Source organism: Streptococcus mitis, assembly GCF_946190275.1.
GTDB classification, from domain to species: domain Bacteria; phylum Bacillota; class Bacilli; order Lactobacillales; family Streptococcaceae; genus Streptococcus; species Streptococcus mitis_DC.
On record NZ_CAMHZQ010000012.1, the window covers coordinates 52,525 to 67,952 of the forward strand.

17 protein-coding genes are annotated in these 15,428 nt (G+C 42.5%); all 17 read left to right on the plus strand.

Annotation, left to right across the window (positions count from 1 at the left end; all coding sequences use genetic code 11):
- The first annotated feature begins 45 nt into the window (after nucleotides 1-45).
- The 17 genes from N8M20_RS07260 (at nucleotide 46) to N8M20_RS10585 (ending at nucleotide 15,371) form a co-directional block, all read left to right on the plus strand.
- Nucleotides 46-1,194 (plus strand): phage portal protein, encoded by a 1,149-nt coding sequence (locus N8M20_RS07260; protein WP_261079583.1) that lies wholly within the window; start codon nucleotides 46-48, stop codon nucleotides 1,192-1,194.
- Nucleotides 1,175-1,897: a head maturation protease, ClpP-related gene (locus N8M20_RS07265; RefSeq protein WP_261079584.1), complete on the plus strand. Its 723-nt coding sequence runs from the start codon at nucleotides 1,175-1,177 to the stop codon at nucleotides 1,895-1,897. The genes N8M20_RS07260 and N8M20_RS07265 overlap by 20 nt, the downstream gene beginning before the upstream one ends.
- A gap of 18 nt (nucleotides 1,898-1,915) precedes the next feature.
- Nucleotides 1,916-3,031 (plus strand): phage major capsid protein, encoded by a 1,116-nt coding sequence (locus N8M20_RS07270; RefSeq protein ID WP_261079585.1) that lies wholly within the window; start codon nucleotides 1,916-1,918, stop codon nucleotides 3,029-3,031.
- A gap of 13 nt (nucleotides 3,032-3,044) precedes the next feature.
- A complete protein-coding gene (locus N8M20_RS07275; protein ID WP_261079586.1) occupies nucleotides 3,045-3,335 on the plus strand; it encodes a phage gp6-like head-tail connector protein in 291 nt (96 codons plus the stop codon).
- The gene (locus N8M20_RS07280) at nucleotides 3,328-3,516 is read left to right on the plus strand and encodes a hypothetical protein (protein ID WP_261079587.1); all 189 of its coding nucleotides are present in this window, start codon (nucleotides 3,328-3,330) and stop codon (nucleotides 3,514-3,516) included. Before N8M20_RS07275 ends, N8M20_RS07280 begins: the two co-directional genes overlap by 8 nt.
- Nucleotides 3,503-3,892 carry a phage head-tail adapter protein gene (locus N8M20_RS07285; RefSeq protein WP_261079588.1) on the plus strand — a complete coding sequence of 130 codons (390 nt, stop codon included), beginning with the start codon at nucleotides 3,503-3,505 and terminating at the stop codon, nucleotides 3,890-3,892. Before N8M20_RS07280 ends, N8M20_RS07285 begins: the two co-directional genes overlap by 14 nt.
- Nucleotides 3,885-4,283 carry a hypothetical protein gene (locus N8M20_RS07290; protein WP_261079589.1) on the plus strand — a complete coding sequence of 133 codons (399 nt, stop codon included), beginning with the start codon at nucleotides 3,885-3,887 and terminating at the stop codon, nucleotides 4,281-4,283. Before N8M20_RS07285 ends, N8M20_RS07290 begins: the two co-directional genes overlap by 8 nt.
- On the plus strand, nucleotides 4,283-4,663 hold the full coding sequence (locus tag N8M20_RS07295) for a hypothetical protein (RefSeq protein ID WP_261079590.1): 381 nt from the start codon (nucleotides 4,283-4,285) through the stop codon (nucleotides 4,661-4,663). The genes N8M20_RS07290 and N8M20_RS07295 overlap by 1 nt, the downstream gene beginning before the upstream one ends.
- Nucleotides 4,664-4,685: 22 nt before the next feature.
- Nucleotides 4,686-5,270 carry a major tail protein gene (locus N8M20_RS07300; RefSeq protein ID WP_218757063.1) on the plus strand — a complete coding sequence of 195 codons (585 nt, stop codon included), beginning with the start codon at nucleotides 4,686-4,688 and terminating at the stop codon, nucleotides 5,268-5,270.
- A gap of 45 nt (nucleotides 5,271-5,315) precedes the next feature.
- Complete coding sequence (gene gpG, locus N8M20_RS07305; RefSeq protein WP_218757062.1) at nucleotides 5,316-5,609, plus strand: phage tail assembly chaperone G; 294 nt, start codon at nucleotides 5,316-5,318, stop codon at nucleotides 5,607-5,609.
- A gap of 248 nt (nucleotides 5,610-5,857) precedes the next feature.
- Entirely contained in the window at nucleotides 5,858-6,088 is a 231-nt protein-coding gene (locus tag N8M20_RS07310) for a hypothetical protein (protein ID WP_218757061.1), read from the plus strand.
- A gap of 56 nt (nucleotides 6,089-6,144) precedes the next feature.
- The gene (locus N8M20_RS07315; RefSeq protein WP_261079592.1) at nucleotides 6,145-10,260 is read left to right on the plus strand and encodes a phage tail tape measure protein; all 4,116 of its coding nucleotides are present in this window, start codon (nucleotides 6,145-6,147) and stop codon (nucleotides 10,258-10,260) included.
- Nucleotides 10,260-10,958: a phage tail protein gene (locus N8M20_RS07320; RefSeq protein ID WP_261079593.1), complete on the plus strand. Its 699-nt coding sequence runs from the start codon at nucleotides 10,260-10,262 to the stop codon at nucleotides 10,956-10,958. The genes N8M20_RS07315 and N8M20_RS07320 overlap by 1 nt, the downstream gene beginning before the upstream one ends.
- The gene (locus N8M20_RS07325; RefSeq protein WP_261079594.1) at nucleotides 10,955-12,760 is read left to right on the plus strand and encodes a phage tail spike protein; all 1,806 of its coding nucleotides are present in this window, start codon (nucleotides 10,955-10,957) and stop codon (nucleotides 12,758-12,760) included. Before N8M20_RS07320 ends, N8M20_RS07325 begins: the two co-directional genes overlap by 4 nt.
- On the plus strand, nucleotides 12,757-13,536 hold the full coding sequence (locus tag N8M20_RS10580; protein ID WP_314726185.1) for a collagen-like protein: 780 nt from the start codon (nucleotides 12,757-12,759) through the stop codon (nucleotides 13,534-13,536). Before N8M20_RS07325 ends, N8M20_RS10580 begins: the two co-directional genes overlap by 4 nt.
- 8 nt (nucleotides 13,537-13,544) lie before the next feature.
- A complete protein-coding gene (locus N8M20_RS07335; RefSeq protein ID WP_261079595.1) occupies nucleotides 13,545-13,916 on the plus strand; it encodes a hypothetical protein in 372 nt (123 codons plus the stop codon).
- A gap of 3 nt (nucleotides 13,917-13,919) precedes the next feature.
- Complete coding sequence (locus N8M20_RS10585) at nucleotides 13,920-15,371, plus strand: gp58-like family protein (RefSeq protein WP_314726186.1); 1,452 nt, start codon at nucleotides 13,920-13,922, stop codon at nucleotides 15,369-15,371.
- Nucleotides 15,372-15,428 lie beyond the last annotated feature (57 nt).

The following is a 15,428-nucleotide window of genomic DNA, read 5'->3' on the forward strand; positions in this document are numbered from 1 at the left end:
ATTTGGGGTGGTAGGTTGGTAATTGGATAGGAAGGAGGGGAAAAAATGGGGTTGCTGAATTTATTTAAGCGAGAGGTGCCTGATGTTGGTTTTGACTTTGAGGAGTTGGAACGAATATTGGGGCGCTTGCAGTTGAAGAGTTTAGCGATTGATAAGTCGGCGGAGTTTGTGGCTCGTATTTTTGCGAAGTCGGAATTTCGGTATATGGTGGAAAATCATCATGTGGTGTCAGACTGGGATTATATTTTAAATGTGCGTCCCAATAAGAATGAGTCGGCCTCAGAGTTCTGGCAGAAGGTCATTTATCGCTTATTGACGAAAAATGAAGTACTCATTGTTTTGTCTGATGATAAGCAGTTACTGGTAGCTGACGCTTTTACTCGTAGGCGTTATGCTCTGTATGATGACACCTTTGAGATGGTGTCTGTCAGGGATTATACATTTCAGAGGAAGTTTGCTATGAGTGATGTCATCTTTCTCCAGTATAATAACAATCGCTTGCAAGAATATATATCAGACTTGTTTTCTGATTACGAAAAACTGCATACTCGTCTGGTGGAATCCTTAGCTAGAAATAATCAGATCCGTGGGGTTCTAGCTACAAAAGCGAATGGAACCTTTGACGATGACAAGAGAAAGAAACTGCAGAGATATGCGGACAATCTTTTTAAGTCCTTTACGTCTAAGACAGTTGCGATTGTACCGACAATGGACGGTGTGGAGTATTCGGAGTTGACCAATACAGTAGGAACTTCAAATTTATCGGTTGAAGAGTTGAAGAAACTGAGACGTCAATTTGATGATGAGGTTGCGGATATATTAGGTTTGCCGACGGCTTTGATGCATGGAGATATGGCTGATTTGTCTAATAGTCAGAAGATGTTTAACAGTTATTGTTATGAATCGCTGGTTAAAAAAGTGAGTGACGCTATAAATCATGCTATGGTGAGCTCGGCTGGATATGCTAATCAGAAAAAATTTGTGATTTTTGGTGAGGGGGGACTTGATAAGTTTGCTCTTGCTGAGAACATAGATAAACTCATCTCATCTGGGGCTATGACTCGAAATGAGGTGAGATTGGAGCTTGGTCTTGAGGCTGTTCCTGGTGGGGATACTTTCCTTATCACCAAGAACTATCAGGGTGAAAACGAAATAGAGAAAGGAGAAAATGAGGATGACAATCATTCAGATTAAGGGAGCGATTGTATCCAATGATGACCGCTGGTTTTATGATTGGCTAGACATGGATGCAACCGCTCCTAAGGATATTGTATTGCCGACGACGGGAGAAGATGTGGAAATCCACATCAATTCTGGTGGTGGTGATGTTTATGCTGGTAGTGAAATCTATACAGCATTACGTGATTATCAGGGGCATGTGACGGTGAAAATCGTGGGGATTGCTGCTAGTGCTGCGAGTGTTATCGCTATGGCTGGTGATAGGGTGGAAATTAGTCCTACAGCGCAAATCATGATCCATAATGTATCTGCTGGTGTACGTGGTGACCATAAGGCGCTCTTACATGAGGCTGGTGTGTTAGAGGGCTTTAACAAGTCTATCGCATATGCCTATATTGGTAAGACTGGTAAGGCATTAGATGATTTGCTGGATTTAATGGAGCGTGAAACGTGGTTTGATGCTCGTTCTGCTGTCAAGCATGGTTTTGCAGATAAGGTCATGTTTGAAAGTCAAGAAGCTCCTGTCTTGGTGGCTAGTCAGACACCTGTAATTCCTCGTGATTTTATCGAAAAAATCCGCTCTGCGATGACCCCAGATGTGGAGTTATTGGCAGACTTGGTTTGTGATAGGTTGAATAATAGTTTACCTATCCCAGAAGATAAGAAAAAAGAAGACAAGACGGCTGAACCTGTGGGGTTAGGTCGTTTTCCATTTTAAGAAAGGAAATAAAAAACAATGATGAAACTTGGTAATGAATTTACAACTGCTCGTCAGAACTTTATGAATGCAGTAGAAACTGGTGCTCCTATGGAGGAGCAAAATAAGCTCTATAACGAGATGATTGAGGCATTGACAGATAAGTTGCAAGACGACGCTAGAGAGACTGCTCGTAAAGAAATCGCAAATATGAATCCATATGATGCGCAGTTGACTGCTGAAGCTCGCGAATTTTTCAACAACATTGAGAAACTTCCTCCAAAAGGAATTGAAAAACTTTTCCCTCAGGAAACAATTGACCGTATTTTTGAGGATATGGTGGCGGCTCGTCCACTTCTTCAACACATCGGCTTGCGAAATGCAGGTATTCGTTTGAAATTCCTCAAGTCTAGTCGTACAGGGCAAGCGGTTTGGGGTAAAATCAATGCTGAAATTCAAGGACAATTGAAACAAGAGTTTGCTGAAGAAGAAGCGATTCAGTCTAAATTGACTGCTTTTGTTGTAATCCCTAAAGACTCTGAGAAATTTGGGCCTGCTTGGTTGCAGTCTTATGTATCTATTCAAATCACAGAAGCCTTTGCTGCTGCTCTTGAAGCTGGTTATTTGAATGGTGATGGGGACAATAAACCTATCGGGCTATCTCGTACTCTTACAGGTACTGCAGAAAGTGAAAAAGTAACTTATGCTGAGAAACAGGCTCAGAAAAAACCATTGACTTTCGCAGACTCTGCTACCGTGGTAAAAGAGTTGACGGAGGTTTATAAATACCATTCTACAAAAGCTGACAATACAACCCCTGTTGCAGTAGAAGGTAATTTGGTTATGGTAGTGAATCCTGCAGATGCTTGGGATGTGAAGAAGCAATATACGTCTCTTAATGCTCAGGGTGTATATGTAACAGCTATGCCTTATAACCTCATCTTGGTTGAGTCGGTTGCTCAAGCGTCTGGTAAGGTGACTACATTTGTCAAAGGTCGCTACGATGCCTTTGTAGGTGGTGGTATTGAATTTGGACGATTTACCGAAACCTATGCTTTAGAAGACTTGAATCTCTACACTGCTAAGCAATTTGCTTATGGTAAAGCGCATGATGAAAAGACTGCTGCTGTGTGGACGCTGATCATTGCGAAATAAAAGGTGACTAAGGATGGAGATTGAAGCTAAACCTCATTCCCTCCTTAATCCTTTTAAGGAGCGGATGAGAATTTTTCATAGCGGAGAAGACTTGAATCTCTCACGGATGTTAGAAAGTTCTCAAATGGTTATTACTCGCTTGGTAGGAAGTGGGAATATACACGATCATCAAATAAGGGAACTCATTTTAGAACGTGCTCGCTATGTCTATAATGACCAAGTTGAATTTTTTTACGAAAATTTCAAAGCGGATATTTTAGCATTATCGTTAAATAGGATAGAAATGGAGGATAGTGATGATTAAGGTATTAAAAGAATTTTATGACCTCAAGGAGGGCGTCGTTAGGCAGGTCGGAGAAAGTTTTGAAGCGACAGAAGAACGGTTTGCTGAGCTCAAGGAACATTTACCAGACTATGTTGAGTTGGAAAAGACATCCAGAAGTAGTAGCTTTATGGAAGTAGTGAGTGTAAATGACCAAGAGTGAGGGACCAAGCTATCGCTATAAAAAGCCTGAGGCTCAAAATGGAGACCTAAGAACTCCCTTGACTTTCTATACTTCTAAGGTTAAAGAGGGGGTTGATGGTCGTGATATGAGTTACGAGAAGGTTTTTTATACGATGGGTCAAATTTATTCTCCAAGTATGAAAGACTTTGAGATTGCGACTGGAAAAGCGATGAAAGCTAAGATGACTTTGAAGATTCGTGACCCTCTGACAGATTATCAGCCTGAGGGTCGGCATTTTGTCGAAGTGGGTGATATCCGTTTAGTTGGCAAGAAATGGCAGGTTATCGATGTGCGTCCTGATTATGATAATCGGGATTTTTTGATTGTTATTATCGGAGGTGGTCGTGATGTCTAGTGGAGCTAATCTAAAAGGATTTGATGATATTTTGAGGAATATTGAGGCTCGACTAGGAGAGCCGATAGTTCGTAGAAAGGTCAACAAGGCTTTGAAGGAGACGGTTGAAGAGTTTGAGCCGACTTTCAAACGGGCTATGGCGGTGTACGCTGACACTGGGAAGACGGTTGGTGCGGTCGTTCATGGGAATGCGACTGGTACTGCTAGTGGTGTTCCAATGGTTAAATTAGGTTTTAAAAGTCCTCGTTGGACTCTTATTCACTTAAATGAATTTGGCTATGCAAAGAATGGGCATCCTCGTGGTTTCGGAGTCATGCGCCGCTTTTTTGAAGCGAGTAAGCCGGTCTTTAAGTCTAAAGTCGGCATGAAGTTAAAACAGGAGTTTTTGTAATGATTAAAGACAAATTAACTGAACTCTACAAGGCTTTGGAAGAGGATGAGTCTTTATCTGGTATTAGTATCAAGTCTTTTGAGCGTCCTAAGACATTGGGAGATGATGATGCGAGTATTGTCATTATCCCTGTCGGACCTCCAATGCAGACCGCTCATGGGAGTAACACCAGTTTGGCTAAGACTTTTCTCTATCAAATCAATGTAGAGTCTACTAATCGAGTGGAGTGTAAAGAACTTCAAGGAAGAATTGAAAAAATAATGGAAGATCAGGGATTTTATCAGACTGAAGGTGGTTTGGAACAATGGATTCCTGATATTAAACGCTATGTGGATGCTCGGACTTATAAAGGTCGGAGTGCTCTATACGAAGAATACTAAATGAAAGAAAGAGGTGCTATAAATGGCATTAGTTGGTTTTAAACGTATGACAATTCGTGTGTTGGATGGTAACGCTACTCCAACGCTCGGACAAAACCTTTTCGTAATCGAAGGTAAAACTGGTGAGGGTGCAACTCGTACTGCTAAAATTTCTGGTCTTGCAAGTGATCCAGTTAAAACGTATGGGAGCGATATTGCTTACCATGTTTCAAATCGTGGTGTTGGAGATGTGAAGATGGAAATGACTGCAGTTGATATTCCTTCTACAGTGCTAGCTAAAATTCTGGGTCATCAGGTCAAGGATGATATTATTGGAATTGGTGCCGAAACAGTCTCTCCATTTTGTGCAGTAATGCTCGAATCTAAGACTGCAAATGGAACTCAAGCTCAAGTAGGATTTTTCAAGGGTCAGTTTTCTATGGATGCTGAAGAGCTTGAAACACTTAAAGACAAACAAGAAGAACTTCCAGATGATAACTTGAGTTTTGCAGCAATCGCAAGTGATGATACAGAAACGAAAGATTTATATTACATCAAATATATCGGTAAGGATGAGGAGAAGCTCAAAAAGTTCAAAGGTCAGCTTAAAATGGTTGCTGCGGGGTAGAAGGAGGGCGCAAGCTCTCTTTTACTTTTTTAGAAAGGAAAGTATATGGCTAAGGTTAAATTTACAATCAAAAATGACAAGGGAGAAGATGTCCTAAAGACAAGTAAGGAAATTACAACTCGTGATTATCGTGATTATTTGGTCATGAACGAATCCTTGACAAGTGATTTATCTGAGGTAGAGAAGCTTGATAAGCAGTTGGGCTTTATTGCTAGTTTGTTTGACGATGTGACAGTAGAACAATTACTAGAATACACAGATTTTGCGAAAGTGATTTCTATTTTTACAGAAATTTATGCTCACTTGGTAGGTGATGTAGACCCAAAGGAAAAGAGCTAGCACCTGGGCAAGCTATTCAACGTTTTTATGGTTTTATCAAGCAAGTTACAGAGGGTCCTTATGGAATGAGTATTCGCGATGTGATGGATACGAGTTGGGAGGACTTGATGGGGGTCTTGGGAACGATGGAAACGAGTGAACAAGAAGAAGTGGTTGACTTGGCAGATTTTTTGGAAAGTCTATAAGTCATTGCTTTACAAATAGGAAAGGTAAGCATATAATAGAGCTATATAAGGGAGGTGGAAGATATGTCTCGAAAAGAAAAGGCGCGTAGAAGATATTGGTTTTGGTTTACCATTTTTGTCCTTTATCTTGCTTTTGGCTTGTATTGTATTTGTACAAATTTTGGAGATACCTTGGGTATGATTTTACTATCACCCTTTATCTTTGCTTCCTTGCCACTCTATGCTTATCTATTTCTTGGTTTGTTTATCTGGGCTTTTATGAGCCTGGCAATGGATGATTTTTATAAAGAATGATGAAAAGTCCGTAAGGGCTTTTTTCTTTGCTCTGAGGAGATAGGAAGGAGAACAAGATGGCAAGCGGTACGCCGTTAGGTCAGATGTATATCGAGCTAGGGCTGGACGTGTCGAAGTTCAGTCCTACTCTAAATGGTGCCAAAAACGCTGTAAAGTACTTTCAAAACAATGTCCGTTCTTTGGATAGTACTTTAAAGGGGAATGAAAAAAATGCTAGCTTACTTCAAGCGAAATACAATACTTTAGGACAAGCCATTGATTCACAACGTAAAGTTTTGGATGAGATGAAGAAAAGTTTTGACAAACTTGAACCTGGAACAGCTAAGTTTGACAAGGCTGCTGCTGATATTGAGCGTGAGAATGCCAAGTTAGCTGCAATGGAAGGTCAGCTACGTGGTGTTGAAAAAGCTTTGCAAGATGTAGGGCATGAGAATAGTTGGTCTGGTAAGATGGATGCCTTGAGCGAAAAATTTGCTAAAGGTGGGGAAAAATTGCGAGCTATGGGCGATGCAATGAAGCCTGTATCTGCTGCTTTATTAGCTGGTTTTACGCTTTCTACTAAGAAGGCGATTGACTTTGAAAGCCAGATGAACACAACCAAATCTCTGTTAGCAGATACGATTCCCAACGCAAATGAGTTGAGCGCAACCACTGAAAAATTGGGGGAGAGTTCAAAAAATTGGGCGAAGCAGTATGGGATTTCTACTGCATCTATCAATGAAGGGATGCAAGAAATCATCAAGAAAGGTTTTGATGCTAATCAGACAATCGAAGCCATGCCTGCTATCCTAGATGCTGCTAAGGCATCTGGTGAGGACTTCAATACGGTGATGAACGCCACTACGAATATTTTGCAACAATTTGGACTATCTACTCAGGATACAGAACGAGTAACCAATAGTTTAACCTTTGTAGCCAATAAAACGGCCGCTGGTTTTGCTGATATGGGGGCTGCAATGGAGTATGTAGGACCTGTTGCTAAAAACGTGGGTATGGACTTGGAGGAGACCGCCGCTACTGTTGGTCTTTTGTCCAACAACGGTATCGCTGGTGAAAAGGCTGGTACGGCTCTTCGTGGAGCTTTGACAAGGCTTTTGAAACCATCCGAGCAAAACGCTGAGGCAATGAAAAAACTAGGTTTTTCTGCAGAAGAATTTCGTAGTGGGGCAATTAAGCTACCTGATATTTTGGATCGTATCAAAAAGAATACGGAAGGAATGACAGATGCTCAGAAATCGGCCTTGATTGCTACAGCCTTTGGTACAGAAGCTCAGACAGCGATGAATATCTTGGTTGACCAAGGTGGAGATGCGTTGCGTAATCTCGCTAACGAAACCAAGGGGGCGACGACTTATACAAAGGATTTAGCAAATGAGTTATCTAAGTCTTCTAAAAACGGAGTGGAACGTTTTAAATCTAGTTTGGAAGTTTTACAGATTAACATTGGTCAGAAATTATTACCATTACTAACTCCTGTGATTGATAAGGTGAACCAATTTATCGACTGGTTAAGTAAGGCCCCTCCAGCCGTTCAGAGCTTGGCGGTTGGTATTGGTGGTTTTTTGGCTCTAGGATATCCTTTATTGAACTTTCTAGGCAATGGAGCGACGGCTCTTAGTATTTTGATAAAACATGCCGGTAAATTAGGAGGACTTTTAAAAGGGGGGCTCGGTCTTGCTAAGGTAGGAAGTGAAGCTACTGTTTTAGCGGAAGGAGCTGGTGCTGCTGCATCTAGTTCTGGTCTCTTGTCTGGAGCTATTGGGGCTTTGACAAATCCGATTGGTTTGCTTGTGGGTGGTACTGCTTTACTAGCTGGAGGATTGGTCTATCTAGGACATAAGAAAGACGAGGCGCGCATTAAGGCGGAGGAATTTGGTTCAACCTTAGATGATGTCCAACGTGGAGAACTACGAACGTTCCAAAAAACTGTAGATGATACCAGCACAGCAGTAGCCAACTTTGGAACCCACGCTGGCGATGCTGAAAAAGTTTCTGAAGCTTTTAGAAAACTTCATGAAGAAGTAGCTACAGGTGCTGAAAAAGCTAGTCAGAGAATGGAAGAACTGGCTAAAAAGTGGGGTATTAGCGATGAAGAAATCGCTAAAATGAAAGCAAGAAATGACCAAGTTGTTTCAAATACCGATTCAATGGCTAATCAGGTCAGTGAAATTTACAAACGTCACAATGGCGACGCTAGCAAGTTTTCTCAAGAAGAAAAAGAAATCATCTTGAATAATCAAAGAGAGATGATAAAAGCTAGAATCGAAATGATGGAATTATCTGGCGAACAACAAAAGGCTGCACTTCAGGCTCTGAATGGAGAGATTGGTAGTTTAAATGAAACGCAATTAAAGCACACAAGAGATGTTTTGAAGAAGGCTCTGGATGAAGAAAATCAGTTATATAAAACATCAAAAGATGAACTGAAACAGATGCTTGAAGGTAAACTCATTGATCGAGAGACTTATAACAAAAAACTGCAAACTCTTGAAACGGAACATACCCAAACCATGGAAGCTTTGGGTACTAAGTATTACCAGGTTATGCAAAATCTTGACGCTAAGGTAAAAGCTCGTACTGGGCAAAGCTGGAACTACTGGGAAGAAGCTAAGAGGGTTCTGGAAGAATATGGCTTGTCTTATGAAGTGATTGGCCAAAAAGCTGCAGAAGCTTCTCAAAAAGTGGGAGAGTCAAACAGTATTCTTGCTAAATATACTAGTGATATGAGCAAGGAAACGAGAGAAGCAAACGACGCTTGGTCTTTGTTGGTTGGGAATATCAATGAGAATGGGAACTTTGAGATTAAATCCAATGTAAAAGAAGTAATTGGGGAAGCGACTCAATCTGCTGAAGGTTGGGAGCAATTGCAATTTATTGTTAAAAATGCGAATATCAACTCAAATGCTCGGGTAACGATTGCTGAAGCTCTTGTTGAGTCTGGTAAGTGGTCAACAATGACACTGGAAGAAAAACAGTTAATTGTCCAAAATCAAGCAGGCTTGCAAGCTATCTTTGATAGTGAAAACCATCTTAGAATCTGGAACAGTATGCCTGTGGAAGTCAAGCAACTGCTTTTGGAAAATACAGATGTGATGAATAAGGCTGAGGAGGCTTCCAAAGCTCTCTATAACTACGATGCTTTGACTCCTAAGCAGAAAGAGTTGCTGGCTACGGATGAGAATTTCAGAAAAGCTGTTGCTCGTTCGACTGACACGCTAACGACTTGGAATGCAACTACTCCATTTACAAAAGATTTGAAACTAGATCCTACAAATGTTTTGAGCAATGGGCAATTGTCAATAGATAAAATTATGGCTTGGAATCTATCTAATCCAGAGAATAAGTCATTAAATGCTACTGACAATACTAGTGAAGCAGTTGCTAGTGCAAAAGCAAGTGTAAACTCTCCGAAACAAGAAGCTCCTATCAATTTGTTTGCGACCGATCAGACTGGTGGCGTAAGAAACGAAACGAGCAATGCTATCAACGCGATTAAGCAATATAATCCAGTGGATATCCTTGCCAAGAATAGCACTTCTAGTACTGTTAGTGAGGTCAAAAGTGGCGTTAATAGTATTCAAGACAAAACGGTTACAATCAACGCTCAAGATAATGCCTCTGGAGTTCTTGCAGGCATTAGGAGTTGGATTACTAGGGTAACTGGTGATTTCTTTACGAATGTTTTTGCTAGTCGGCATGCTCAGGGTACCAACTACCATCCTGGTGGTCTCGCTATGGTCAATGACCAACGCAATAGTACTTACAAGGAATTAGTCACTCTTCCAGATGGTAGGAGCTTCATTCCTGAAGGTAGAGATGTCTTGCTTCCTCTTCCTAAAGGAGCTAAAGTTTTACGAGCAGATAAGACGAAACGCTTGATGCGTGAGATGGGTGTTCCTAAATATGCTGCAGGAGTTGGCATTCCGAGTGATGCTAAATTCCTTCGTGAGATGGAAGAAGCACAAGCTAAAATAGTGGTGCAAGCCCAAGGAGATATAAACAGTAAAGACAGCGATAAAGTCGTGTCTGAGATAGCGATTCTGAGAGCAAGTATGGAGAAGATCCTTACTGCTATCCTTGAAAAGCCGTCAGATACTTACCTGGACGCTGATAAAATTTCAATGAGCGTCTACCAACGTCAAGGTGCAATTTACGCTAGGGAGGGAATTTAATGTTTTATATGATCATCAATGGTTTTAACACATCAACTATCCCTCACTGCGTAGTGACGGATTTTGGTCAGGCGGAGGCAGCTAAACCTAGGGTGGCTGAAGATGCTACCCTCTACGGAGCTAACGGAAGTTATCGGGTGCTAGATGGGGGCTATGAGAGTTATGAACGGACTTTTTCGTTCTACATTCCTAAGTTACTGGATGTTTCTACTATCGTGGAGAAATTTCAACCTAAGGGCAATGTGCTAGAGTTTAGCTACCAGTTGGGGTCTGTCTTTTATGCGGATTTTATCGGTGCAACCTATAGCCCTCATGGGATGCATGCCTGGAAGCTAGAGCTTAAGTTGAACATGCAACCCTTCCGCTATCAGAAAAATGTTGCTCCTCTTATCTTTACCGCAAGCGGTAATGTCAACAATCCAGGCTCTGTCTATAGCGAGCCTGTGATTGAGATTGAGGGGGACGGAGATATTTCTTTGACTATCGGACGGACAACTATGCACTTGACCATTAGACGAAAAGTGACCATTGATTGTAGACATAAGAAACAAAATATCTACAACGCAGATGGTGCGGTTCAAAATACGCTACGAAAACGAGGAGGATTCTTTGAGTTGGCAGTCGGGAATAACGGTCTGGTCTTCACTGGCGCGGTTCGTAAGGTCACAGTTCGGCCGAATTGGAGGTACATCTTATGATTTATCTTACTGAGGGCAATACGCCTTTAAACGAGGCCTACAATGACGAAATCGTCCAGGAACGGAACAATACCTATCAACTGACCTTTCGTTTTCCTACATCGGATCCCAAGTGGGAATTGCTTAAAGAGGAAACCTTTTTGACAGCTGATGACCTACATGGTGAGCAGGATTTTTATATTTTTGAGGTTGAAAAGCAACAAGGATATATTCAAGTCTATGCCAATCAGGTTATCAGTCTGTTAAATAACTACATCGTCAGCTCTATCGATGTGGATCGTGTCAGTGGGACGAGGGCATTGAGCGCATTGGCTGGTAGTATTACCAGAACCAATCCCTTTTCTTTTTTCTCGGATATTGACGACAGGCATACGCTCAACATCAAGGACAAGAATGCTATGGAGGTCTTAGCGAAAGACAAGCATTCTATCCTTGGTCAATGGGGCGGAGATATGGTGCGAAATGGCTATAACTTACGCTTGTTAAAAAATGGCGGTTCAGAGAATGAATCGCTTTTCATGTACAAGAAAAACCTGTCTAGCTACCAGCATAAGACCTCTACCAAATCGCTGAAAACTCGGATAACCTTTAAAACGACTGTTAAAGGCGAGGGAGAAAAGGCGCCTGACGTTGATTATATGGTGGTGATTGATAGCCCCTTACTCGGAAAATATAGTCAAATCTATGAAGCAGTTGTTGAGGTCAATGACCAGAACGTCAAAGACCAAGCCAGCTTGATTGAATACGGTAAGCAGTATTTTCGGGCCAGCATGTGTGACATGCTGGAAGACAACCTTGAAATCTCGGTTGTCGGCCAGAGTGATGCTGCAGTTCGGATGTTCGATGTGGTCAGTATCTACCACGAGTGGTATGGTCTTGATGTTCGTAAAAAAATCACGAAATATACCTATTCGCCAATGGCAAAACGTCTGAAATCAATAGGTTTTGGGGCGTTCCAGTCAAGTCTGGCTAATGCGATTGGAGGAATTGTAAATGATGCCGTTTTGAATGAAAGCAGAAATCTGCATAAGATTTTTGAAGAACGTTTGAAAAAGGAAATCGCAAATGCTGACCGTGCGTTTGATGCTGAATTTGCCAAGCGTGAGAAAGCTATCACGGATGCCATCGAGCAGTACAAGGCTAAAGCCGAAGAAATGGGCGCTAAAATCCACGAAGAAATGGAAAAAGAGCGTCCTGAGTTCGTGAAGCGTATCCGTGAGGAACTGATGAGTGGTGCGGACTCAATCGCTGAACTAAGCAAGAAGCTAGAGCAGGTCAGTGAAACTGCAAGGGTCAATGCTAGTTTGATTGGTGGTGACGGGAATACCCAGTACAATAAGAACCGTCTCAATGGTGGCACGGCTAAAAAAATCAGTTATGGAACGGATTTTGTGGAGGTCGGACACAATGGAGAGGGCTTTGAACTTGGCAAGCAGTATGTCATCAGCTGGTCAGCAACCTGCACGCCTTACGGTAAAACTGATGTGACTGTAGTGGTCAATAAGACACCGTTTTATGGTGGACACGTTCATCTTTCGCCTGCTAATACAATCATGCCAGCGATTGAGAAAGACCTGGCCCAGAAAGAGGAGCAGGTCTTGGCAGTCTACTACGGTGCCTATCGTCTGACTTTCTCAGGGGACTGGTATCAAGATTTAGAGCGGTCTGTGACGATTGACAATCAGACAAGGCGGATTGAACTGGCGCCAGTCTATAAGACGATTGCTGATGGGCAAAATGCTAGATATGACGGAAGTTGGAGCGAGAGTCCAACTTTTATTTTTGATGGAGGTAGAACATGACAGAGACAATCCCAGTAAGGGTACAACACAAGCGTATGTCAGCACGAGACTGGGCAAGTAGCACTCTGGTCTTACTCGATGGCGAGTTGGGTGTAGAAAGCGATACAGGTAAAGTCAAGGTCGGAAATGGCCGTGACCGATTCTCAGCTCTTCAATATCTGACTGGACCAAAAGGCGACCGTGGAGAACGTGGCGAAACAGGACCACGAGGAGCGGACGGTGTTATGCGGTTCGAGAACCTGACAACCCAACAGAGAGAGGGGTTGCGAGGAGATAACGGCCATAGCTTAAATGCCAATGTACGTATCGAAGGAAGCTATCGAAACGGTGCGACTAGTCAGTTGAATTTGATCGCGGACGTCTACTATGACGGGACACGGTTAACCAGTGGCTATACTGTTGATTATTACTACAGAGGCTTTGGGAATAATAACTGGCAAAGTTTGCTGAGCCAAACGCCTGACGCGAATGGGAAGTTTTCTCAGTGGAACGCCTCTCAACGTTCAGGAGGCTGGTTTGAAGTCTACATCGTTGTAACGCACAATGGCATTAAAGCGGCTGCTAGCACACGGCTTGACAATGTTAGTGACGGTGCAAGGGGGGCGAATGGTGCAACGGGTCCAGCAGGTCCCAGAGGAGCAGATGGAGCGCCTGGTCAGAACATCATCAACCAGAACGGCGGTCAACCGATGAAGTATTGGTCTGGTACAAGGGCTCAATATGACGCAATTTCTAACAAGGATAGTAATACTATCTACGATATCTATAAAACATAGGAGGTAGTATGGCTAGAGAAGGAATTTATGTGGGTGGCAAGGAAGTTGTTCAGCGTTATGTAGGAACTCAGTTAGTCTGGGAGAAAAGAATACGAGTTTTAGAACTTTTTGGCAAAAGAGTTATCGCCTCTCCAAGTTACGGAGAGAATGTAATGCATATATACGATTATGCATTCGGCTTCCAGAACAATTCGATTGACGATGTTCGATTTATCGGTAAAACTGAATCAAATATTATTCCAGCAACACTAGAACGAGGCTATGGTAACAACCACATTAAAGCCCGTTTTAGAACTACCGAAGATTTTGAGAAAGCAAAAAGTTTATTTAACTCATCAAACGGAGAAACTTATATGAGCTTCTATTCTACATGGAGGTAACACATGGACATAACCATTCAAAATGTTCGTTCGCCTGCTCTTGAGCATAATGGGCGGTATTATAAGGTCTTTCAACCACGGACACGAGATGAACTGCTGAAGATTCATCACATGGGCTGTGTGGGTGATACGGTGCTGACGGATATCCAACTGGAGCAGGGAGATTTCCCTACTAGCTTCGTGGAGCCTGCTGTCACGCAACGTACTTTGTCAGGTCTCTTCAAGGATATGCGTTCTATTGAACTGGAATTAACAGACCCGAACAGCACTCTCTGGGGCAAAATCCAGCAGAATAATAAAGGGGCGCTGACCCAGTTCTTTGATGAGAATGTCAAGAGCGCTATCGCTCAGACGGCTAAAGAAATCAGGCAGGAAGTGCGAGATGCTGCTAACAGTGCGAGGGTTCAAGTGACATCGGAAGGTGTGACCATCGGCTCTACTACTCTAACTGGTGAGCAGTTAGCCTCTACCATTTCCGCAAGTCCGAGAGGGGTTGATATCATCGCTCCACACGTTCGAGTACAGTCCGATATGTTGGTAGATGGTGCTGTAACAGCTAGGAAGATGGCCGCTGGTTCTGTCACTGCTGAACATATCCAAGCTGGAGCTATCACGGGAGATAAAATCAGCGTAGATGATGCCTTGATTCGGAACCTGACCGCTAGAGATGCCTTGATTGACAAGCTGACCTCCAAGCAAATCTTCACAACCAAGATTGAGTCTGTCGTGTCTAGCTCAACCTTCCTACAAGCCTATCAAGGCGAAATTGGAGGTTTCACTCTGGGGCAGTTTGATAATGGAGGCGGTCGCTGGATTTCTGGAGTGAACCAATTCTCGGTTGGAATGGGGAATGGTGCTGGTTATGGTACCAAGACAGCTTTTTGGGCCAATTGGGGCGATAACTGGAATCAAGCAGGACCGAACTCTTGGCATGTAGACACAGATGGACAGATGTATTGTAAGAATACAGTTAGTTTTTATGGGAAAGTTGACTTTTCTGGCTCTACAAACGTTAATTTCTACAGCAAGATTAATGCTAATAAAGGTATCTGGACAGGAAATGCAGATATTTATGGTGCTGGGTCAAATCCAGCTGGAGGAGAGAATGCTGTCGTCTGGTGGAATCAAATCACTACATCCAAATGGAGAGGTTATGCTGGTATCACTTCGAGTTCAGATAGGCGCTTGAAAGAAAATATTAAAGAGAGTCCAGTTAATGCCTTGGATAAAATCCAAGCATTGAACATGGTCTCTTTTGATTTCATCGAGAGCCAAAAACACGAAGAGGTTGGTTTGATTGCGCAGGAAGTACAAGAGGTAGTCCCTCATGCAGTTGAAATAGATGAAGCAACATCTTACCTGTCTATCAACTATTCAAAATTCGTACCCTACTTGCTGAAAGCTGTCCAAGAACTAGACCAGAAAATCAAAGAAATGGAGAACATACATGGATAATCACACAATCGACAAGCTTGTCGCTGAATCACTCGTCAACCGTTTGGCAGAAGGCGA

Coding starts and splice junctions, on each gene's coding strand:
- N8M20_RS07265 (WP_261079584.1), top strand. CDS start 1,175: ATGACAATCATTCAGATTAAGGGAGCGATTGTATCCAATGATGACCGC.
- N8M20_RS07285 (WP_261079588.1), top strand. CDS start 3,503: ATGACCAAGAGTGAGGGACCAAGCTATCGCTATAAAAAGCCTGAGGCT.
- N8M20_RS07320 (WP_261079593.1), top strand. CDS start 10,260: ATGTTTTATATGATCATCAATGGTTTTAACACATCAACTATCCCTCAC.
- gpG (WP_218757062.1), top strand. CDS start 5,316: ATGGCTAAGGTTAAATTTACAATCAAAAATGACAAGGGAGAAGATGTC.
- N8M20_RS07260 (WP_261079583.1), top strand. CDS start 46: ATGGGGTTGCTGAATTTATTTAAGCGAGAGGTGCCTGATGTTGGTTTT.
- N8M20_RS07275 (WP_261079586.1), top strand. CDS start 3,045: ATGGAGATTGAAGCTAAACCTCATTCCCTCCTTAATCCTTTTAAGGAG.
- N8M20_RS07290 (WP_261079589.1), top strand. CDS start 3,885: ATGTCTAGTGGAGCTAATCTAAAAGGATTTGATGATATTTTGAGGAAT.
- N8M20_RS07280 (WP_261079587.1), top strand. CDS start 3,328: ATGATTAAGGTATTAAAAGAATTTTATGACCTCAAGGAGGGCGTCGTT.
- N8M20_RS07335 (WP_261079595.1), top strand. CDS start 13,545: ATGGCTAGAGAAGGAATTTATGTGGGTGGCAAGGAAGTTGTTCAGCGT.
- N8M20_RS07295 (WP_261079590.1), top strand. CDS start 4,283: ATGATTAAAGACAAATTAACTGAACTCTACAAGGCTTTGGAAGAGGAT.
- N8M20_RS10580 (WP_314726185.1), top strand. CDS start 12,757: ATGACAGAGACAATCCCAGTAAGGGTACAACACAAGCGTATGTCAGCA.
- N8M20_RS07270 (WP_261079585.1), top strand. CDS start 1,916: ATGATGAAACTTGGTAATGAATTTACAACTGCTCGTCAGAACTTTATG.
- N8M20_RS07325 (WP_261079594.1), top strand. CDS start 10,955: ATGATTTATCTTACTGAGGGCAATACGCCTTTAAACGAGGCCTACAAT.
- N8M20_RS07310 (WP_218757061.1), top strand. CDS start 5,858: ATGTCTCGAAAAGAAAAGGCGCGTAGAAGATATTGGTTTTGGTTTACC.
- N8M20_RS07300 (WP_218757063.1), top strand. CDS start 4,686: ATGGCATTAGTTGGTTTTAAACGTATGACAATTCGTGTGTTGGATGGT.
- N8M20_RS10585 (WP_314726186.1), top strand. CDS start 13,920: ATGGACATAACCATTCAAAATGTTCGTTCGCCTGCTCTTGAGCATAAT.
- N8M20_RS07315 (WP_261079592.1), top strand. CDS start 6,145: ATGGCAAGCGGTACGCCGTTAGGTCAGATGTATATCGAGCTAGGGCTG.